Genomic DNA, 19,970 nt, shown 5'->3' on the forward strand with positions numbered 1-19,970 from the left:
GACGGCGGCGCGCCGCCTATTCGGCGGCGATCAGCATCTCGGAACTGACATTGCCGATGGCCGCGCGGATATGGGCGCAAAGCGCGTCATGCACCGGATCGGTGGCGGCGGCCGCGCGGACCATGGTGATGTCGCAGGGCGGCAGCATCGGGAAGCCGTCGCTCTCCGACAGGATGCGCATGCCGGCGCGGATCGCGCTTTCCGGCAGGACGGCAATGGCAAGGCCGGCCTGAACGGCGCCAATGAGCGCCGCCGCGCTGGAAGAGGTATAGGCGATGCAATAGGGGCGGTTCATGCGGTCGAGCAGCGAGACCGCCTGGGTGCGCCAGGAACAGGTGGTGGGGCCGAGTGCCAGGCGCAGCACTTCCTCGCAATGCAGGCACTGGTTGGCCGGCGCTACCCAGTGCAGCGGCTCGCGGCGGATCACCTCGCCCTGCACCTTGACGCAATCGCCCGAGGTGACGATGGCAAGGTCGAGCTCGCCGCGCTCGATCATCTCGCCGGTAAAGGTCGACCCCTGGCATTGCACGGCGATCTCGATGGCCGGGTTGAGGCGGGCGAAGGCGGCCAGCACCTGGGGCAACAACCGCTCGGCATAGTCGTCCGGCAGGCCGAGACGGACACGGCCGACGATGGAGGGGGCGGAAAAGGCCGTCACCGTCTCATCGTTGAGACGGATCATCCGCTGGGCGAACTCGATGAGGCGATGCCCGTCCTCCGTCAGGCGCGACTGGCGCCCGTCCTTGACGAAGATCGGCCGCTCCAGCCGGTCCTCCAGCCGTTTCATCTGCATGGAGACCGCCGACTGGGTCTTGTTCACCGCATCCGCCGCCTTGGTGAAACTGCCGAGCTCGGCAATGGCGAGGAAGGTGCGCAACTGGTCGATATCGAGAGCATGGGCCATGGCTGCCGCCTCCGGCTTGCGCAGCGCGCCAAAAGGCCGCGTTCCGCGCTGACTGTGTCCTGATCTCAATACATCACGGATCAAGATCAATATCCATCGAAAACATTCGTTTGTTAAATCGATCCGCGCTTCATATTCTCTTGTCATACGAAACGAACGGAGGCGGCAGCCCCGCCACAGCACATACCAGGCGAACCATACCGGGGCGCCGGAAAGGAGAGTCTTGCCATGACGCAGGCATGCAATACCCCGATCGCCGGGCCGGCGCGTGTTTCCCTTCTCGCCACGCTCGGCACCGCAGCAACCTCGCTTCTGACGCTCACCGTCGCGGCATGGCGCCGCCGGCAGAACCGCAAGGCGATCTCCGGGTTGCTCGATCTCGACGACTACATGCTGGCCGACATCGGCGTGACCCGCTCCGACGTCGCTGCCTCGCTCTATGCGACCGACTATGTCGATCCGAGCGCGCAGCTCTCCCGGCTGCGGAACGAGCGCCGCATGTCGACCCTTTCCGGACGCCGCAAGCGCGGCGCCTGACCCCTCTTTGCACCGGGCGTCTCTCCGAGACCTTCTCCCTACGCCCGGTGTCGAGGCCCTGTCGGCCCCTCGCCGACTCACCTTGCCCGCCTCCCCCCGAGGCGGGTTTTTTTTGCCTTCCGCAGGCATCTGCACAAAATCTGCAGAACTCCTTCAGGCCTCCTGCCGAGGCGCCGTGGCACGCATCCGGCAGCCGATCCGCCCGGATCGGCCCGGATCGGCCCGGATCGCGCCCGAAGGAGGAAGACGATGACGCTTGCCGCAAGGTTGGACCGCAGCCTGCCGCGCCCGCTGCAACGGGAGGCATGGTGGCTGAGTGCCGCCGCCGCTTCAGCCAGCCCCGCCGCAGCAACGCCGTCCCCGCCAGGTGCGGCCCTGTCGGAGGCGGCACCATCGCAAGCCGCCCCGCCGAAGACGGCCACCGCGGAGAGCGGGGCGCAGGCAAAGGCAGGCACCGACCACGGGCCGCCGGACGACCGCTTCCGCTGGCCGCCGACAGCACACCTTGCCGCGCTCATTGCCTGCGTGATCGCCGCGAACCTGCTGCTCTATCACCGCTGGCCGGGGCTCGCCTTCGTGCCGTTCGCCGTCACCGTCTTCCTCGCCACTGTCGCCACCCTGCCCGGCCGCAGGATCCCGCGCGGACCGGCCTTGCTGCTCCTGGCAAGCCAGCTGCCGCTGATCGAGCACCATCAGCTGCTCGCCGTCGCCTTCGCCGTCAGCGGCCTTGCCGTCAGCCTCGTCTGGGCACGCGCTGCGGCAAGACCGGACGCGGCCGAGGTCGCGGTCAAGGCCGCCCAGCTGTTGCTGTCGTCGGTGAAACAGCCCTTCAGGGCGATCCGCTTCGCCTCTCTCGCGGTGCAGGCGGGAGGCCGGGGCGAAGACACCGGAACGATGGCGCTGAAAGCGGCAAGCCGCCTCGCCTTCCCGCTGCTGGGCGCAACGGCGCTGCTGGTGCTGCTGGCGGTGGCCAATCCCGTGATCGAGGGTTGGATCGACCAGCTGTTTACCCTCGACATCCACTTCGCGGCGTTGCTGTGGCGCGCGGTGTTCCTGGCGATCGTCGCCTCGTTCGTCTGGCCGTTCCTGGCGTGGCCCGGCGGCGTTCTGCCGCAAATGCCGGCCCTCGACGCCGGCGCGCCGGCCGGCCGGTGGCTCGGCCTCAATGCCGGGTCGGTAACGCTGGCGCTGGTCCTGTTCAACGCGATGCTGCTGGTACAGGTCGGCACGGATGTGCGCTATCTGCTGGCCGGCGGCGAACTGCCCGAGGGGCTGACCTATTCGGCCTATGCCCGGCGCGGGGCCTTCGCGCTGATGGCCACGGCCGTGCTGGCCGGCGGCTTTGCCGTGCTGGCGCGCCCCTATCTCGGTGCCCGGCCGGGGCTGCGCGGCCTGATGTATCTGTGGCTTGCACAGAACCTGGCGCTGACAGGCGCGGCCGGCTACCGGCTGTGGATGTATGTCGAGGCCTACGGGCTGACCACCTTGCGCATCCACGCGGCGATCTGGACGGTGCTGGTCGGCCTCGGCCTCGTGCTGATCGCCTGGCAGATCCGGCGCGAGCGCTCGACGGGGTGGCTGCTCGCCAGGCTCGCGCTGCTGGGGCTTGCAACGCTCTATCTCTGCGCTTTCGTCAATTTCTCCCATATCGTCGCCAGCCACAACATCGCCCGGCTGAAGGGCCCGGGCGAGCCCGTCTGCGAGACCGGCTACCCGGTGGCGCCGAGCCATGCTCCCTCCGATGCCTGGTGCAGGACCGTGCGGCCGCGCATCGACAGCTGGCGCGATTGGGACTTTCGCACCTGGAGGACCATCGGCTATCTGGAAGCGGAAAAGGTCCGGAGGCGGATGAATGAAAATCCTGGTCGTCGATGACGACCCGCATCTGCGGGACCTGCTGTCGATCACGCTGCAGCGCTCCGGCTTCGACGTGCTGACCGCGGCGGACGGGCAGATCGCCCTCACCCATGCGGCCCGCGAGCGGCCGGACCTGATCGTGCTCGACGTCGGCCTGCCGGAGATCGACGGGTTCGAGGTCTGCCGCAGGCTGCGGACGAGGTCCGAGGTGCCGGTGCTGTTCCTGACCGCACGGGACGAGGAGATCGACCGGGTGGTCGGGCTGGAGCTGGGCGCCGACGACTATGTCACCAAGCCGTTCAGCCCGCGCGAGCTGGTGGCGCGGGTCCGGGCGATCCTGAAGCGCGGAAACGGCGCGGCGAACGGGCGAGTGATGCGGCACGGGACGCTGGAGCTCGACCCGCAGGCGCATGACTGCCGGCTGGACGGCACCGCCATCGCCCTCACCTCCACCGAGATGCGCATCCTCGCCGCCCTGATGCAGGATCCGGGGCGCACGGTGTCGCGCGCTCGGATCGTCGACATCGTCTGGGGGGCGGCGAGCCAGGTCTCCGACCGCACGCTCGACAGCCATGTGCGGAACCTGCGCCAGAAGCTGGCGGGCGCCGGCGGCGGCGAGGCGCTGGAGACAGTGCACGGCGTCGGCATCCGCATGGGGCCCTGCACGCCGTGACCCGCAAGTGGCGCCCCTCGCTGTGGCTGGTGCTGGGCGGCGCGCTGGCAGGCACGCTGGCGCTCTCGCTCGCCGGCATCGTGACGCTGCGCTATCTCGGCCCGGAAATCGGCTTCCGCCATGCGGCGGTGCTACTGGCGGCGATCATCGGCCTGCTGACCGCCGTGCTGTGGCTGATGCTGCTGCGCGTGTTGCTGCGGCCGGTCACGGCCCTTGCCGCCTATGCCGCCGCAATGCGCGCACCTGGCCGCGAGACGGTCGCCCCGCCGGATCATTTCGGCACGCGCGAGCTGCACGACATGGGCCTCAGCGTCATCGACATGGCGGCGACGCTGAGCAACCGCGAGACAACCGTGCGCAGCTTCACCAACCATGTGACGCACGAACTGCGGACGCCGATCTCGACCCTGCGCGCGGCGACCGAACTGCTGGAGGACAGCGCCGAGCTGTCGCCGGCCGACCGACACCTGGTGGCACAGATCCGCGGCGCCGGGCAGCAGCTGGACCGGCAAATGGAGGCGCTGCGCCAGGTGGCGGCAGCGCGCGAGGCGGATTATCGCGGCCGCACGCGCCTATCGGCGGCGATCGAAGGGCTGGCGCCGCGCCATCCCGGCCTGCGCATCGTCGCCGGCAGCGAGGATGCCATGCTGCCGCTGGCGAGGGAGGGGGCGGAGATCGTCTTCTCGCATCTGTTCGGCAATGCGGCCGGGCACGGGGCGAAGACGGTGAGCATCGACGCGCGGCAGGAGGCGGATCTGCTCGTCATCACCGTGCGGGACGACGGGCGCGGCGTGTCGAGCGGCAATCGCGAACGGATCTTCGAACCGTTCTTCACCACCCGGCGGGACAGCGGGGGAACGGGCATGGGACTGCATATCGTCGCCAGCCTGCTGCGCGCCCATGGCGGGCGGATCTCGCTGGAGCCGGCAACAGACGGCAGCGGGGCGGCCTTCCGCATCGAGTTCCCGCAAGCCTGACGCCGCCGCGAGCGGATCAGTCTTTCTTTGCCGCCTGCTCGAACAGGGTCTCGAAGCTGCGGATCTGCCGCTCCTGGATGTCGCGGCCGAGCGAGAGCCAGCCGTCGACGAATGCCGACCCGGCATCGGCGGCCGCCTCGTCGGCGGGCTCATCGACGGGTTCGGGTGCAGGCTCGGGTGCCTTTTCGGGCGCCGGCTCTTCCTCCTGCGCAGCGGCACCGGTCGCGGTGGCGGCGCCGACAAGGCCGAGATAGCCGTCCCAGAACGAGCGCATCGCCTGCGCGTAAGGTTCCATCACCCGCATCGGGTTGGGCACCGGCTTCGGCCGGCCGCGGGCATAGCCGGCAAGGAAGGCATCGAGCAACTCGCGCGCCGGGCCGACGGTGAAGCGCCGAGCCGCCTGGCCGAGCGCAAGCGTTGCGACGACCGGCATCATGGTCTCGACGCCGGGAAGCTCCAGCCCGGTCTGCTGCGCGACATATTCGGCGATGGAGCGCTGCACCTCGGACGGGCCGAAGATGAGGGCCAGCGGCTCGCCCACCAGCGCCGACGGGTCGGGGAGCGCTGCGGCGCGGCCGGGACCGGGCATCAGGGCGAGCAGGCCCTCGAGCGCGGAGGGAGAGGCAGCGTAGCGGCGCATGCCGGCGAGCGCTGCCGGCATCAAGGCCTCGGCGGCGCGGGCGACCTCGCTCTCGCCCCAGCCGAACTGGCGACGCATCGCCTCGCCGACCGCAGCCGGATCGAAGGCGCCCAGGGCAGGAAAGCTCTCGGTCATCGCATGCCTTTTCCACTTTCAGGAACAGGCATCTTCCGCTGTCGCGGCGGCGCGGTCAAATGACTTGCGCCGCCGCGGATCCTCAATAGGCGTAAGCGGTGTAGACCCGGGAGAGATCGCCCTCCCAGTCGCCGTTGTAGCGGCGCAGCATGACATCGGCCGGCGACATGCCGCTCGCAACCGTCTCCTCGACGGCGGCAAGGTGCACGCGCTCGTCCTGGCCGCCATCGTTGAGGCGGGCGCGGCGCTTCAGCCCCTCGCGGGAGAGGCCAACCATCTCGCGGGCGAGATCCAGCACCGTGCCGCCGCGGAACGGCGTCTCGAGGCCAAGGCGCGGCACGTCGTTGCGAAGGGCAACGCGCTCCTCCTCGGTCCAGTCGCGGATCATCTCGCCCGCCTGGTCGAGGATGCCCTCGTCGTAGAGAAGGCCGACCCAGAGCGCCGGCAGGGCGCAGATGCGCCGCCACGGACCGCCGTCGGCACCGCGCATCTCCAGGTACTTCTTCAGCCGCACATCGGGGAACAGGGTCGACAGGTGGTTGTTCCAGTCGCCGATGGTAGGCTGCGCATCCGGCACGACGCCTTCCAGCGCGCCGTTCATGAAGGCGCGGAAGGTGGTGCCGGTGACATCGTAATAGGTGCCGCCGCGCTTGACGAAATACATCGACACGTCGAGCGCCCATTCGACATAGCTCTCGAAGCCGAAGCCGTCCTCAAAAGCGATGGGCAGCGGACCGGAGCGGTCGTTGTCCGTGTCCTTCCAGATCTCGGCCCGGAACGAGCGGAAGCCGTTCGGCTTGCCGTCGGTGAAGGGCGAGTTGGCGAAGATCGCGGTGGCGACCGGCTGCAGCGCCAGGCCTACGCGCATCTTGGCCCGCATGTCGGCCTCCGAGGCGAAGTCGAGATTCACCTGGATGGTCGAGGTGCGGTACATCATGTCGAGGCCGAGGCTGCCGACCTTCGGCATGTAGCGCGTCATGATCTCGTAGCGCGACTTCGGCATCACCGGCACGTCCTCGCGGCGCCAGTCCGGCGTCATACCGAGGCCGAGGAAGCCGATGCCGAGCGGCTCGGCGATCTGGCGCAGCTGCGCCAGATGCGCATTGGTCTCGCGGCAGGTCTGGTGCAGGTTGTCCAGCGGCGCGCCGGACAGCTCGAACTGGCCGCCGGGCTCGATGGAGATCGCACCGCCGCCGACCGGATCGGCAAGGCCGATGACGAGGCCGTTGTCTTCGATCCGCTCCCAGCCGAGCAGGCCTTCCATGCCCGTCAGCAGGGTTTCGATGCCGGCCGGCCCCTCGTAGGGGACCGGAGAATTGTCGGCGAGGCGGAAGGCGAACTTCTCGTGTTCCGTACCGATGCGGAACGAGTCCGTCGGCTTGCAGCCGGCCTCAAGCGTCGCAGCGAGGTCGGCCACCCCCGCGACCGGGGTGGAATCAATGGTATCGCGGGCCATGGGGTATCCCTTCGCGTGGTCGGCGCGCACCATACTCAGCCGCCCCGGCCAAAACAAATGAGATTTTTCGTGATCTAATCCAGTGGCGGAATGCTGCGAAAACAGCGCCGCTGCCGGCGGCAAGGACAGGCTCAGTGCCAGTCGCCGAGCCGCGCCTGAACCACCGCAAGCGCGGCGACGGCCGCCGTGTCGGCGCGCAGCACCCGGGGACCGAGCGGCATCGGCACCACGAAAGGCTGCGCCCGCAGCAGGGCGCGCTCCTCTTCAGAAAAGCCCCCTTCCGGCCCGACGAGCACGGCGAGCGGCACGCCCTGCGACAGGTCATCCAAGGCGGCAAGCGGGTTCTGGCTCGCCTCGCCCTCGTCGCAGAAGACAAGGATGCGCGTGCCCTCGCTCGCCTGCCAGCCGCCAAGGAGCGCCTCCAGCGCCACCGGCTCTTCGATGGCCGGAACGGCAAGGACGCCGCATTGCTCGCAAGCCTCGACGGCGTTGGAGCGCATGCGCTCCAGATTGACGCGGCCCGACTGCGTGTAGCGGGTGACGACGGGGCGCAGGGCGCCGGCGCCCATCTCCACCGCCTTCTGCACCATGTAGTCGAGGCGGGCATGCTTGAGCGGGGCGAAGAGATAGTGAAGGTCCGGGAGCGGCGCCTGAGGGCGGGTCATTTCGCTCGCCACCAGCGAGGCCTGCTTGCGTCCCTCCTGGCGCAGCGCTGCGCGCCATTCGCCGTCGCGGCCGTTGAACAGCAGCACCTCGTCGCCGTCCTTCATCCGCAGGACGTTGAGCAGATAGTTGGACTGGGCCCGATCAAGCGCGATCTCCGCGCCGGCGGACAGGCCGTCTTCGACATGGAGGCGCTGCATGCGGAATTCGTAACGGGGCATGACGGGGTTTTCCGGGACGCGTGAACAGGAGAGCCGTGGACCGGCGGGCGCGCGGTCTTGACGGGGGGACCAAGGTGCGGTCCCCTCGCGGAACACACAGCACCAACCGGATCCCGCCTTGGCAGACAGCGACAACCTTTCCGAATACTCGGTGTCAGAGATTTCCGGCGCGATCAAGCGCACGATGGAAGACGCCTTCGGCTATGTGCGCGTGCGCGGCGAGCTCGGGCGTATCTCGCGGCCCGGTTCGGGGCATATCTATCTGGACCTCAAGGACGCGCAGTCGGTGTTGTCCGGCGTCATCTGGCGCGGACAGGCGAGCCGGCTGAAGATCCAGCCCGAACAGGGGCTGGAGGTGATCGCCACCGGCAAGATCACCACGTTCCCCGGCCAGTCGAAATACCAGATGGTGATCGATTCGCTGGAGCCGGCGGGCGTCGGCGCGCTGATGGCACTGCTGGAGGAGCGGCGGCGCAAGCTTCTCGCCGAGGGCCTGTTCGCCGAGGAGCGCAAGCGGCGCCTGCCCTTCCTGCCCAAGGTGATCGGCGTCGTCACCTCGCCGACCGGCGCGGTGATCCGCGACATTCTCCATCGTATCTCCGACCGCTTTCCGCTGCATGTGCTGGTCTGGCCGGTGCGGGTGCAGGGCGAAACCTCCGCGCGCGAGGTGGCGAACGGCATCGAGGGCTTCAACCGCATGCTGCCGGGCGGCGCGATCCCGCGCCCGGACGTCATCATTGTGGCGCGCGGCGGCGGCTCCATCGAGGATCTGTGGGGCTTCAACGAGGAGATCGTGGTGCGCGCGGCAGCCGCGTCGGAGATCCCGCTGATCTCCGCCGTCGGCCACGAGACCGACTGGACCCTGATCGACCATGCCGCGGACCTGCGCGCCCCGACGCCGACGGGCGCGGCCGAGATCGCGGTGCCGGTGCGCGGCGAGCTGATGGCCACCGTCGACGGCCTGGCGCGGCGGCAGATCTCCGGCCTGCTGCGACTGATCTCCGGCCGGCGGACCGAATTACGGGCGGCCTCCGCCGCCCTGCCCTCGCCGCGCGACCTGCTGGCACTGCCGCGGCAACGGCTCGACACCTATGCGGAACGGCTGGCCCCGGCGCTGCGCGCTGGCCTTCGCGACAAGCGCGGCCGGCAGATGATGGCCGCCGGGCGGCTGTCGCCGCACACGCTGGCGCGCACGGTCCTGATCGCGCGCGAGCGGCTCGGCGGGCTGGAGGCGCGGGCGCTCAGGGCGCATCGCCAGCAGCTGGCCCGCGACCGGGCCCGGCTCGATGCCGTCTCTAAGCTTTTGGAAAGCCTCTCCTACAAGAATGTGCTGTCGCGCGGCTATGCGCTCGTACGCGATGCGGACGGCCAGCCGGTGCGCTCGGCCCACGGCATCCAGCCGGGCGATGCGCTCACCATCGAATTCGGCGACGAGAGCCGGCTTGCCGCGACCGCGTCGGGCGATGGCGAGCCTGATGCGGGCAGCGGGGCCGACGGCGGGGGACGCGAGCCCGCACGGCCGGCGCCGCGTGCCGCTCCACGTGCGAAGGCGCGCCCGGTCGCCAAGCCGCGCGAAAGCGGACAGGGCTCGCTGTTCTAGGGGGCAGCGAGGCTTCCGCGTTCCTTGCGTCGTCCCGGGCAAGGCGCAGTCGCGACCCGGGACCCATTGGCACCCTCGGCAGGTGTGAGGCGGGAGACGCTCACCCCCACTCTCGGCTGTCATACCTGCGAAGGCAGGTATCCAGTATCCGCCGGAGCCGTCAGGTTTGCGAAAGCGGCAACCCCAGCCTCGGCGAGGGTTGCTCACGGCAACGTCGCAGCTCCGGCCGCATGATCGGGGGTTACTGGGTCCCGGTCTTCGGCTTCGCCGAAACCGGGACGACACGCAGTGAGTGGGAGCGCGCGTCGGCGTGTCCTCGCCACCGGACTGGTAACGAATGGGCCCCGGATCTCGCGATGCTCGTCCGGGGTGACGGCAGAGGGCGGGGTGACATCGGAGAGAATGCAAGGCGGCCCCTCCCTCGGAGGCCGAAGCGTTGCAAGAAAAAGGGGCGCCCGGCGGGCGCCCCTTTCTTTTTGTCTTCGGGCCGATGCCCGCCCTCACATGATCGAGGGCAGGAAGGTGATGATGGCGGGGAACGCCACCAGGCCGCCGATGGTCAGGATGTCGGCAACGAAGAACGGCACACAACCGCGGAAGACTTCCTGCACCGGGATGTCGTCGCGCACGCCCGCCACCACGAAGCAGTTCAGCCCGATGGGCGGGGTGATCAGGCAGAGCTCCGCCATCTTCACCACCAGGATGCCGAACCAGATCGCGCACATTTCTCCCGACAGGCCGAAGGCGCTGTCGGCGGCGGAGACCGTTTCGCCGCCATTCAGCGCCATCACCGCCGGATAGACCACCGGCAGGGTGAGGATCAGCATGCCGATCGCATCCATGAACATGCCGAGCACCGCATAGACGCACAGGATGAGGATGAGGATCAGCCAGGGCGACATGTGCAGCGAGACGATGAACTGCTCGAACGCTTCCGGCAGGCCGGCAAAGCCGAGGAAGCGGACATAGACCAGCACGCCCCAGATGAGCGTGAAGATCATCACCGTCAGCTTCGCCGTCTCGTGCAGGGCCTGCCACAGCTGCTTGCCGCGCATGCCGTTGACGAAGGCCGAGACCAGCACGACGAAGGCGCCGAGCGCGCCGGCTTCCGTCGGCGTGGCATAGCCGTAGTAGAGCGAGCCGAAGATGATCGCGACGACGGCGATGATCGGGAGCGTGCCTGGCACGGAGGCGAGGCGCTGGCCCCAGGTGAAGCCGCGCACCGGCGGGGCATCGCCCTTCCACATGGCCATGCCGATGATGATGGCGACGTAGACGGCCGCCGAGAAGATGCCCGGCAGGAAGCCGGCGAGCAGCAGCTTGGCGACCGACTGTTCCACCAGGATGGCGTAGATCACCAGGATCGCGGAGGGCGGGATCAGCGAGGCGAGCGTGCCGCCGGCCGCAACGACCGCCGCCGACAGGCGCTTGGAATAGCCGACCTGCAGCATCTCGGGGATGGCGACACGGGCAAAGACCGCGGCCGTTGCGACCGAGGCGCCGGAGACGGCGGCAAAGCCCGCCGTGGCGAAGACCGTACCGACCGCCATGCCGCCGGGCAGCCAGCCCAGCCAGCGCTTGGCCGCCTCGAACAGCTGCCGGGTGAAGCCGGCATAGAAGGCGAGAAAGCCGATCAGGATGAAGGTCGGCAGCACCGAGAGCGAATAGGTGACCGACTTGGAATGCGGGATGGTGCCGGCCATCTTGAGAGCGGTGACGACACCGCGCTCGAAGCCCATGCGCATGCTGAAAATGGCGATGAGGCCGAGCGTGCCGACAAGAGCGGCGGCGAAGGCAACGCGCATGCCCAGCACGACGAGGACCAGCAGCAGGCCGGTCATGATCAGTCCGATTTCGAACGGGGTCATCGCGGCGTCTCCTGCCCCTTGCCGGAGGCGTCGTCGTCGCCGAGCGCTTCCTCGATTTCATGACGGGCGACGGATTCGACGTCGGCCAGCACCGGCACGGCGACCGGCTCGGCGGAGGGATCGCGCACCAGGCGACAATAGCCGTAGAGCTGCAGCGTCAGGCGCAGCAGCAACAGGGACAGGGCAACGGGGATGACGAGCTTGGACGGCCAGGTGGGCAGGCCGATATCGATGGAGCTGTCGCCGATGGTCCAGGAGCGCTCGAAATGGAACCAGGAGCCGTAGATCAGCGCCGCGACGACGATCCAGATGCCGAGGATGCCGATGACCTCGGCGATCCACATGGCCCGGCCGCTCAGCTTGCCGAGGAACAGCTCCATGCGGATATGGCCGCCGACGCGCTGGCAATAGGCGATGCCCATGAAGGCGAAGACCGCCATCGCCTGTTCGGTGATGTCGATGAAGCCGGGCACCGGCCAGTTGAAGGCATTGCGGCCGACGATCTGCACCACCGCGAGAAGCATCAGGGCAAGGATGCTGACGGCGGCGATCATGTTGAAGGCGTTCTCGACCACGCGCAGCCATCCGTCGAAGCGGATATAGGTGCCGGGCGGGCCGCTCTGGGCGGTTGGCGATGTCATGACAAGCTCCCGCCGGCCGGTCCGCAGCCGCAAGGCATCCGCCTTCGGCCGCAGGCACGGGCCAGCTCATCGGGTCCATGGGGCGATGGGGCAACGGGCCCCGGACGGGGCCCGAAGGAAAGGCGCCGGCCGTTCTCTCAAGCGAGAAAGCCGGCGCCCGTCCGCAATGTCCGCGTCAGTCGAGCTTCGACAGGGCGAGGTCCAGCAGTTCCTGGCCCGGGAGCCCCTGCGCGTTCATCTTCTGCACCCAGGCATCCCAGATCGGCTTGCCGGCCTTCTCCTTGAACGCCTGCAGCTCTTCCTTGGAGAACTCGACCTGCTCGATCTTCATCTGCTCCAGGGTCGGGTACCACTTCTGGTACACCTTGTCGTATTCGGCGAGGTAGTGCTCCATCGCCCCCTGGACGGAACTGTCCAGCGCCTCGCGGAAATTGTCCGGCAGGGCGTCATAGGCGGCGTTGCTGACGACCACCGGGCAGCTGACGGTGCCCGGGTTCAGGTTGTTGGTCCACCAGTTGCCGGCATCGATGGTGCGGAACGACAGGTGGGCGTGCGGGGCGAAGGACGCGGCACGCACCGTGCCGGAATCGATGGCCTGGAAAGTCTCCGAGGCGGTCACGGTGGTCGGCACGGCGCCGATGGTGGTCATGGCCTGGCCAATGCCGCCCAGCGCACGCACGCGCATGCCTTCGAAGTCCGACACCTTGGTCGGCGCCTCGCCCTTGCCGACGAAGTTGTACTGCGGCATCGGCGAGGACATCAGCAGCTTGGCATCCCAGCGCATCAGGTCCTTGGCAACCGCCGGGTGCTGGTAGATCGTATTTTCCAGCTCGATCTGGGTCGGCAGGTCCGGCACGCCGAGGAACGGTAGCTCGATGACCGTCAGGGTCGGGTTCTTGTCTTCGTGATAGCCGGCGCAGATCTGCGCCATCTCGAAGGCGCCGATGGAGATGCCGTCGAGGTTCTCGCGCGACTTCGACAGGGCCTCGCCATAGGCGATGTTCAGCTTGAATTCGCCGTTGGTCTTCTCGCTGACCAGCTCGGCGAGCTTCTCGATATGCTCGGTGAAGGCGCGGCGCTTGCCCCAGACGGAGACGTTCCACTCGAGCGCCATCGTCTCGGTCGCGAAGCCGAGACCGAGGATCGTCGTCGTGCCGAGCACGGCGAGCTTGCGGGAAAGGGTCATGTCAGTCCTCCCAAGATTTCGGCCGGGCGCTGACCTTGCCGCCGCGGCCATCTCGCTATCCTCGCCCGTCCTCCCTGACAGGCGATTGGGAAAAGCTTGGCAAGCCGCGTGCCAGATCGGCCGCAAGCGGCGATATCGGGCCGGAACCGGGAGGGGAAAAGGCGGGTTGCACCATTGCGCAGTGCAACAGGGACGGCATCGACCGGCAAAACCTTGCCGAAAGGTTACCAGCGATCGGCAAGATCTTGCCGATCGCCGCGCTCAGGCGTCGCCCGCTCCATCGCCGGTGCGGCTGAGGCCGAGGCGCGCCATTTTCTCGTTGAGGGTGCGGCGGGGCAGGTCGAACTCGTCCAAAATTGGCGCGATCCGCCCGCCATGCCGGCGCAGCGCATCGACGATGACGCGCCGCTCGTACTCCTCCATCAGGTCGCGCAGGCGCCCGCGCGGCGCCCCTTCCGCGCCGGGGGCTGCGCCGGTGACGAGATCGCGCAGCGAGGGCGCGCCCATCGGCGCGTTGAGCACGAAGCGCTCGGCCGCGTTGCGCAGCTCGCGGACATTGCCCGGCCATTCGTGCGCCGACAGGAAGCCGGCATCGTCGGGCGACAGGGCAACGCCGTCGATGCCGTATTCGGCCATGAAGCGGTTGACGAAACTGTCGAACAGCAGGCGGATGTCGCCGCCGCGCTCGCGCAGCGGCGGAATGCGGATCTCCACCGCGTTGAGCCGGTAGACGAGGTCCTGCCGCATCAGGTTTTCCGCCACCGCCTGGCGCGGGTCGACATTGGCCGCGCTGATGATGCGGATGTCGACGGGTACCGCCGAGCGGCCGCCGATGCGGTCGACCTCGCGCTCCTGCAGCACGCGCAGGAGCTTCGGCTGCAGGGCGAGCGGCATGGAGGGCACCTCGTCGAGGAACAGCACGCCGCGGTCGGCCTGCTCGATCCGGCCGATACGGCTGCGGTCGGCGCCGGTGAAGGCACCGGCCTCATGGCCGAAGAGCTCCGCCTCGACCATGGTCTCGGGGAGCGCGGCGCAGTTGAGCGCGACGAAAGGCGCGTCGGCGCGCGGCGACAGGTCGTGCAGGGCCCGCGCCACCACCTCCTTGCCGGTGCCGGTCTCGCCGATGATCATCACCGAGGCATCGGTGCGGGCGAAGTGGCCGATCTGCTCGCGCAGGCGGACCATGGCGGCGGATTCGCCGATGAGGCGGGCCGAGAGGCCGCTCATGTCGCTGAGCCGACGGCTGAGCGCGCGGTTCTCCAGCACCAGCCGGCGGTGGCCGGTGGCGCGGCGGACCATCGCCGCCAGCATGTCCGGATCGAAGGGCTTTTCGATGAAGTCGGCGGCGCCCTGGCGCATCGCCTCCACCGCCATCGGCACGTCGCCATGGCCGGTCATCAGGATCACCGGCAGGTCCGGGTCGATCTGCTTGACCCGCCGCAGCAGCTCCAGGCCGCTGGCGCCAGGCAGCAGCACATCGGAGATGACGCAGCCGGGAAAGTCGGCGGCAAGGCGCGAGAGCGCGGTTTCCGCATCCACCGCCTCGACCGGATCGAAGTCTGCCAGCCGCATCCACTGGCGCAGCCCGGCGCGCATCGAGGGATCGTCGTCGACGACGAGCACCGGCGTGCGCTTGCCCGCTGCAGCTTGCGGATCGCTGTCGATGGTCATGCTGTCCTGCTCCCCACGCCTCGTGCGCCTGCCGCCCTCACTGCGCACCGGCCTTGTCGAGTTGGTGCGAGGGCGCCCGCGCCTCCTCCCCGCTCCTGTCCGCCGCAACCGTGCCTGCCCCGTCCCTGTCCTCGGCCAGCGGCAGGGACAGGATGAAGCAGGCGCCATCGGACGTGCGGCGCGGCCGCGTCTTCAGGGCGCCGCCGAGGTCTTCCACGATCCGCGCGGAGATCGCAAGCCCGAGGCCGAGGCCGGTCGCCGCCGGCTTGGTGGTGAAGAAGGGCTGGAAGATGCGCTCGCGCAGCGGCTCGGGGATACCCTCGCCGTTGTCGAGGATCTCGATCACGGCACGCCCCTCCTCGATCCGCGCGCGGGCCTCGACGACGGGCGCCTCCACGCCCTGGCAGGCGTCGATGGCGTTGCGCAGCAGATTGACCAGCACCTGCTCGACACGCAGCGGCGCGGTGTTGGCGGTCATCGGCTGCGAGGGGAGATGCAGCTGCAGGGCGACACCGCTTTCCTCGATGCGCGGGCGCACCAGCTTGGCGCTGGTCTTCAGGCAGTCGCGCAGGTCCACCGTCTCGATGCGGGATTCGCCGGGCCGCGCGAAGCGCTTCAGCTCCTGGGTGAGCGTTGCCATGCGGTGGCGCAGCGCATCGATCTCGTCGAGGTTCTCCGTCACCGCGGCGGTCTCGCCGCGCTGCTGGTAGAGCCGGGCACCGGAGACGAACATGCCCAGCGCGGCGAGCGGCTGGTTGAGCTCATGGGCGACGGCCGCCGACATTTCGCCGACGGCGGCAAGGCGCCCGGCGCGGGCTAGATCGGCCTGGGTGTCGCGCAGCTCCCGCTCGACCCGGCGGCGCTCCTCGATCTCGTCGACGAGACGGCGGTTGAGATCGCGCAAGGTCGCCGCGTCCTGGCGCAGGCCGGCGGTGACGCGCCCGAGCCGGCGGCTGCGCAGCACCAGCAGCCAGATGGCATAAAGCAGGATGAGCGCGAAGGCGCCGGCCCACACGATGCCGCGCGGCGCGCGCACCTCGCTCATCGGCGTGAGGTAATGGATGGTCCAGTCGAGCATGCCGACCTTGAGCCGGGCCTGACGCCAGGCGGTGCCGCCGAGGACGAGACGGGTCTGGGCCAGCGGTCCCTGCTGCAGGCTGGCGAGGCGTGCATTGCCGTATTGCCTATCGGAGCGGATGGCGGCGACGACCATGTCGTCCAGCGGGGCGATGGAGGAATAGCGCCAGTCGTCGCGGGTGCCGAGGAAGACGACACCGTGCACGTCGGTGACCATGACGGTCTCGCCGGCCTCGCGCCAGTTGTTCTCCAGCCGCTCCATGTCGACCTTGACCACCACGACACCCTGCACCGGCGCGCCGGCCGGCGTGGAGCGGGCGAAGAAGAAGCCCGGCTCGCCGGTGGTGGCGCCGACCGCGAAGAAGCGCCCTTCCCCGCCGTCCTTCGCCTCGTGGAAATAGGGGCGGAAGGAGTAGTTGCGGCCGACGAAGGAACCGGCCGTATCGAAATTGCTGGCCGCGACGGTGAGCCCGTCCGCATTCATCACGTAGAGCGCATCCGCCCCGGTCGTCGCCGCCAGATCCTTGAGGAAGCGGTTGGCGGAGGCCACCTGATCCGGGTCCGCCAGCACGCCGACGGCGCGGGGATCGCGCGCGACGATGTAGGGAAGGTAGCGATGCTTCTCGAGCTCGCGCAGGATGGTCTCGCGGTAAAGGGTCAGCCGCTCGCGCGCCGCCGCATCGCTGCGCAGACCCGATTGCACCTCGGCCCAGTCGGCGGCGAAGACGGCCAGCAGCAGCACCAGGAGCGGCGGCAGGAACAACAGGGCGCGCCGCACCTGCGGCGGAGGCCGGCGGAACACCCATGCCGGCATGTAGCGGGAGCGGGCCTGCAACCCTTGCGCGCGCGCCGGCGCTTCCTCGACCGTGGACAGCGGGGCCGCCGGGCCGTATGTCTTTGCACCTGTCATGGCCGGTTCTTGCGGTCCTGATCCAAACCTTTGGCGACATCATTGTTCTGGGAGGAACGCCGATGCAGTTTTCGTTGAGCGAGGAAGAGTATCTCATCCAGGACACGGCGCGAAAGCTCGCCGAAGACAGGATCGCCCCGCTGGCCGAGGAACTGGACCAGGGCGGCGGCCGGGAGGCCTTTCTCGCCAATCTGAAGCTGCTTGCCGAAAACGGCTTCATGGGCCTCAACATCTCGCCCGACCATGGCGGCACGGGCGCGGGCAGCGTCGCCTTCGCCATCGCGGTGGAGGAGATCGGCAGGGCCTGCGCCTCCACCGGCGTCACCGTCTCGGTCTCCAACATGGTGGCCGAGGTCATCCAGGCGGTGGGCAATGACGAGCAGCGCGCGCGCTACCTGCCGCTGCTGACCGACGGCACCTATGCCGCCGGTGCCTTCTGCCTGACGGAAACGGGCGCGGGCTCCGACCCGGCCTCGATGCGCACGCGCGCCGAACGCGATGGCGACGACTATATTCTGAACGGCTCCAAGCTCTACATCACCTCGGCCGAATATGCCGGCGTCTTCGTGGTGTGGGCCGTCACCGACAAGGAAGCCCCGAAGGGCAAGGGCATCAGCTGCTTCCTGGTGGAAGCGGGCACGCCGGGCCTCGTCATCGGCAAGGCCGAGAAGAAGATGGGCCAGACCGGCTCGGCGACCAATGAGGTGCATTTCGAGAATTGCCGGGTGCCGGCAAGCGCGCTGCTCGGCCGCGAGAACGACGGGTTTCGCATTGCCGTCGGCGAACTTGCCGGCGGGCGCATCGGCATCGCCGCCCTGTCGCTCGGCATCGCCCGCGCGGCGATGGAGCGGGCCAAGGCCTATGTGAAGGAGCGCCGGCAGTTCGGCAAGGCGATCTCCGACATGCAGGGCGTGCAGTGGATGATCGCCGACCGGGAGACCGAGCTGGAGGCGGCACGGCTGCTGATCCTGCAGGCCGCCGCGCTCAAGGACGAGGGCAAGCCCTTCGCCCGCGAGGCCTCGATGGCCAAGCTCTTCGCCTCGGAAGCCGCCCAGCGCGCCACCTATGCGGCGCTGCAGCTGCATGGCGGGGCCGGCTACATCCGCGAATATCCGCTGGAGCGGCTGGCGCGCGATGCCCGCATCACCACGATCTACGAAGGCACCTCGGAGATCCAGCGGCTGATCATCGCCCGCGAGGCGCTGCGCGACCAGTAGGCGAACGCGGTGCCCGCCACGGGCCACCGAACGAAAAGGCCGGCGCAGACGCCGGCCTTTCCATGCAACGCTTACGGCAAGGTCACTCGGACGGCATGATCACCTTGTCGATGACATGGATGACGCCGTTGTCGGCCTTGATGTCGGCGGTGACCACATTGGCCCCGTCGACGGTGACGCCGCTGTCGCTCTTCACCACGGTGATCGTGCGGTCGCCCTCGCCCTTGAGCGTCTCGACCTCGGTCGTGGCGGCCGGGATCTGATCCGAGGTGATCTCCTGGCCGACCACGTGGTAGCTCAGGAGCGCGGCCAGCTGGCCCTTGTTCTCCGGCTTCAGGAGATTCTCGACCGTGCCCGCGGGAAGCGCGGCGAAGGCCTCGTCGGTCGGCGCGAAGACGGTGATCGGGCCGGGGGCCGACAGGGCCTCGACCAGACCGGCAGCCTGAGCGGCCGCGATCAGCGTGTTGAAGGTTCCGGCTTCCTGGGCCGTCTCTACGATATTTGCCGCATTCGCGGTGCCGGCAGTGGCCAGGGCCGTCGCGAGGGCTGCACCCATGAAGTATTTGCGCATAATTGCCTCCGTATCGCTTGTCATTTTTCGGGATACCGCCGCACATCTCATGCCGCGGGTTCCGATTGTTCTTACGCAGGCAAAAAACATCGGATGAAATACTGACGGGCTAAAATCAGTCCCGATTTAAATCTGATCCATCCTGTGCAACGATGCGTAACCGCGCGCCCATCCCGGGACACGCGCGCATGTCCGTTCCACACCCGAAGATTGATCCCGGTCAAGGATCGGGGGGAGCGGACGTCCTAATTTCGGCACAACCCCCGCGGCAGCCTTTCCGGCTGCAACGGCACGGTGTGAGATGGAGGGACGCGATCCATGGCTATCAAGGACATTCTCACGCTGGTCGACCTGGCCGGCAAACAGCATGCGGCGCAGATGGCGCTCGACCTGGCAACCCGCACCGGCGCACATGCGACCGGCCTGACGGTCGCCTTCGAGCCCGTCGTGCCCGGTTTCATCGCCGGCCCGATGCCGGCGGATTATATCGAGATCGCCCGCGGCCAGGCGCTGAAGGCGGCCAAGAGCGCCGGCGAGACCTTCGCCGAAATGGCCCGCAAGGCAGGCGTCGGCGCCGAGATCCGCACCGCCGAGGTCATCACCGGCGGTTCCGCCGAGGCGGTGCTTAGCCATTGCCGGCTGACCGACCTGGTGGTCATCGGCCAGGACAATCCGGATGCGCCGGAGCCGATGCGCGAGCTGCTGATCGAGACTGTGCTGTTCGAGGCCGGCGTGCCGGTGCTGGTCGTGCCCTATATCGGCGGCGGCCTGCAGATGAAGAATGTCATGGTCGCGTGGGACGGCAGCCCGACGGCAAGCCGCGCCGTGCATGCGGCGATGCCGATGCTGCAGATGGCCAAGAAGGTCACCGTCATGATCGTGGAGACCGGCCGCCGGATCACCGAGGGCGAGCCCGGCTCCGACATCGCCACCTATCTCGCCCGGCACGGCCTGTCGGTCACCGTCGACGTGGTGCCGCGGCCCGGCTCGGGCGTCGCCGATGCGATCCTCAACTACGTCTCCGACCACGGCGTCGACATGATCGCGATGGGCGGCTACGGCCATTCGCGCATGCGCGAGTTCCTGTTCGGCGGCGCAACGCGCGAGATCCTCGCCTCGATGACCGTGCCGGTGCTGATGGCGCATTGATCCGCCGGGCAGAGCGT

General features: G+C 68.7%; 17 protein-coding genes. 7 read left to right on the forward strand and 10 right to left on the reverse strand.

Features of this window, described 5'->3' with window-relative positions; all coding sequences use genetic code 11:
• Positions 1 to 16: 16 nt before the first annotated feature.
• Positions 17 to 904 (reverse strand): LysR substrate-binding domain-containing protein, encoded by an 888-nt coding sequence (locus ACVJ6E_RS05255; RefSeq protein WP_120268598.1) that lies wholly within the window; start codon positions 902 to 904, stop codon positions 17 to 19.
• 228 nt (positions 905 to 1,132) lie between these two features.
• On the opposite strand from ACVJ6E_RS05255, the gene ACVJ6E_RS05260 reads away from it, so the two are divergent.
• From ACVJ6E_RS05260 to ACVJ6E_RS05275, 4 genes are all read left to right on the forward strand, one after another.
• Positions 1,133 to 1,441: a DUF1127 domain-containing protein gene (locus ACVJ6E_RS05260; protein WP_120268597.1), complete on the forward strand. Its 309-nt coding sequence runs from the start codon at positions 1,133 to 1,135 to the stop codon at positions 1,439 to 1,441.
• A gap of 249 nt (positions 1,442 to 1,690) precedes the next feature.
• Positions 1,691 to 3,316 carry a DUF4153 domain-containing protein gene (locus ACVJ6E_RS05265; RefSeq protein WP_120268596.1) on the forward strand — a complete coding sequence of 542 codons (1,626 nt, stop codon included), beginning with the start codon at positions 1,691 to 1,693 and terminating at the stop codon, positions 3,314 to 3,316.
• Positions 3,294 to 3,971, forward strand: coding sequence for a response regulator transcription factor (locus tag ACVJ6E_RS05270; RefSeq protein ID WP_120268595.1), 678 nt, complete (start codon positions 3,294 to 3,296; stop codon positions 3,969 to 3,971). Before ACVJ6E_RS05265 ends, ACVJ6E_RS05270 begins: the two co-directional genes overlap by 23 nt.
• Positions 3,968 to 4,948: an ATP-binding protein gene (locus ACVJ6E_RS05275; protein WP_208996684.1), complete on the forward strand. Its 981-nt coding sequence runs from the start codon at positions 3,968 to 3,970 to the stop codon at positions 4,946 to 4,948. Before ACVJ6E_RS05270 ends, ACVJ6E_RS05275 begins: the two co-directional genes overlap by 4 nt.
• Positions 4,949 to 4,964: 16 nt before the next feature.
• Here the strand turns inward: ACVJ6E_RS05275 and ACVJ6E_RS05280 are convergent, their stop codons facing one another.
• From ACVJ6E_RS05280 to ACVJ6E_RS05290, 3 genes are all read right to left on the reverse strand, one after another.
• Positions 4,965 to 5,723 (reverse strand): DUF937 domain-containing protein, encoded by a 759-nt coding sequence (locus tag ACVJ6E_RS05280; RefSeq protein WP_120268593.1) that lies wholly within the window; start codon positions 5,721 to 5,723, stop codon positions 4,965 to 4,967.
• An 82-nt stretch (positions 5,724 to 5,805) separates the two neighbouring features.
• Complete coding sequence (locus ACVJ6E_RS05285) at positions 5,806 to 7,179, reverse strand: glutamate--cysteine ligase (protein ID WP_120268592.1); 1,374 nt, start codon at positions 7,177 to 7,179, stop codon at positions 5,806 to 5,808.
• A gap of 131 nt (positions 7,180 to 7,310) precedes the next feature.
• A complete protein-coding gene (locus ACVJ6E_RS05290) occupies positions 7,311 to 8,063 on the reverse strand; it encodes a 16S rRNA (uracil(1498)-N(3))-methyltransferase (RefSeq protein ID WP_120268591.1) in 753 nt (250 codons plus the stop codon).
• Between the two features lie 118 nt (positions 8,064 to 8,181).
• On the opposite strand from ACVJ6E_RS05290, the gene xseA reads away from it, so the two are divergent.
• Positions 8,182 to 9,663 (forward strand): exodeoxyribonuclease VII large subunit, encoded by a 1,482-nt coding sequence (gene xseA / locus ACVJ6E_RS05295; protein WP_120268590.1) that lies wholly within the window; start codon positions 8,182 to 8,184, stop codon positions 9,661 to 9,663.
• Between the two features lie 500 nt (positions 9,664 to 10,163).
• Here xseA and ACVJ6E_RS05300 read toward each other — a convergent pair whose 3' ends face one another.
• The 5 genes from ACVJ6E_RS05300 to ACVJ6E_RS05320 form a co-directional block, all read right to left on the reverse strand.
• Positions 10,164 to 11,531 carry a TRAP transporter large permease gene (locus ACVJ6E_RS05300; RefSeq protein ID WP_120268589.1) on the reverse strand — a complete coding sequence of 456 codons (1,368 nt, stop codon included), beginning with the start codon at positions 11,529 to 11,531 and terminating at the stop codon, positions 10,164 to 10,166.
• On the reverse strand, positions 11,528 to 12,172 hold the full coding sequence (locus ACVJ6E_RS05305) for a TRAP transporter small permease subunit (RefSeq protein ID WP_120269227.1): 645 nt from the start codon (positions 12,170 to 12,172) through the stop codon (positions 11,528 to 11,530). The genes ACVJ6E_RS05300 and ACVJ6E_RS05305 overlap by 4 nt, the downstream gene beginning before the upstream one ends.
• Positions 12,173 to 12,347: 175 nt before the next feature.
• A complete protein-coding gene (gene dctP / locus ACVJ6E_RS05310; protein WP_120268588.1) occupies positions 12,348 to 13,358 on the reverse strand; it encodes a TRAP transporter substrate-binding protein DctP in 1,011 nt (336 codons plus the stop codon).
• Between the two features lie 261 nt (positions 13,359 to 13,619).
• Positions 13,620 to 15,029 (reverse strand): sigma-54-dependent transcriptional regulator, encoded by a 1,410-nt coding sequence (locus ACVJ6E_RS05315; protein ID WP_120268587.1) that lies wholly within the window; start codon positions 15,027 to 15,029, stop codon positions 13,620 to 13,622.
• Between the two features lie 37 nt (positions 15,030 to 15,066).
• Positions 15,067 to 17,016 carry an ATP-binding protein gene (locus ACVJ6E_RS05320; RefSeq protein WP_120268586.1) on the reverse strand — a complete coding sequence of 650 codons (1,950 nt, stop codon included), beginning with the start codon at positions 17,014 to 17,016 and terminating at the stop codon, positions 15,067 to 15,069.
• A 62-nt stretch (positions 17,017 to 17,078) separates the two neighbouring features.
• Here ACVJ6E_RS05320 and ACVJ6E_RS05325 point away from each other — a divergent pair, with 62 nt between their 5' ends.
• Positions 17,079 to 18,233, forward strand: coding sequence for an acyl-CoA dehydrogenase family protein (locus tag ACVJ6E_RS05325; protein WP_120268585.1), 1,155 nt, complete (start codon positions 17,079 to 17,081; stop codon positions 18,231 to 18,233).
• A gap of 82 nt (positions 18,234 to 18,315) precedes the next feature.
• Here the strand turns inward: ACVJ6E_RS05325 and ACVJ6E_RS05330 are convergent, their stop codons facing one another.
• Complete coding sequence (locus ACVJ6E_RS05330) at positions 18,316 to 18,804, reverse strand: fasciclin domain-containing protein (protein WP_120268584.1); 489 nt, start codon at positions 18,802 to 18,804, stop codon at positions 18,316 to 18,318.
• Positions 18,805 to 19,122: 318 nt separating this feature from the next.
• On the opposite strand from ACVJ6E_RS05330, the gene ACVJ6E_RS05335 reads away from it, so the two are divergent.
• Positions 19,123 to 19,953, forward strand: a complete 831-nt coding sequence (locus ACVJ6E_RS05335) for a universal stress protein (protein WP_120268583.1) — start codon at positions 19,123 to 19,125, stop codon at positions 19,951 to 19,953.
• Positions 19,954 to 19,970: the final 17 nt, after the last annotated feature.

The organism is Stappia sp. G46H5W (assembly GCF_058448995.1).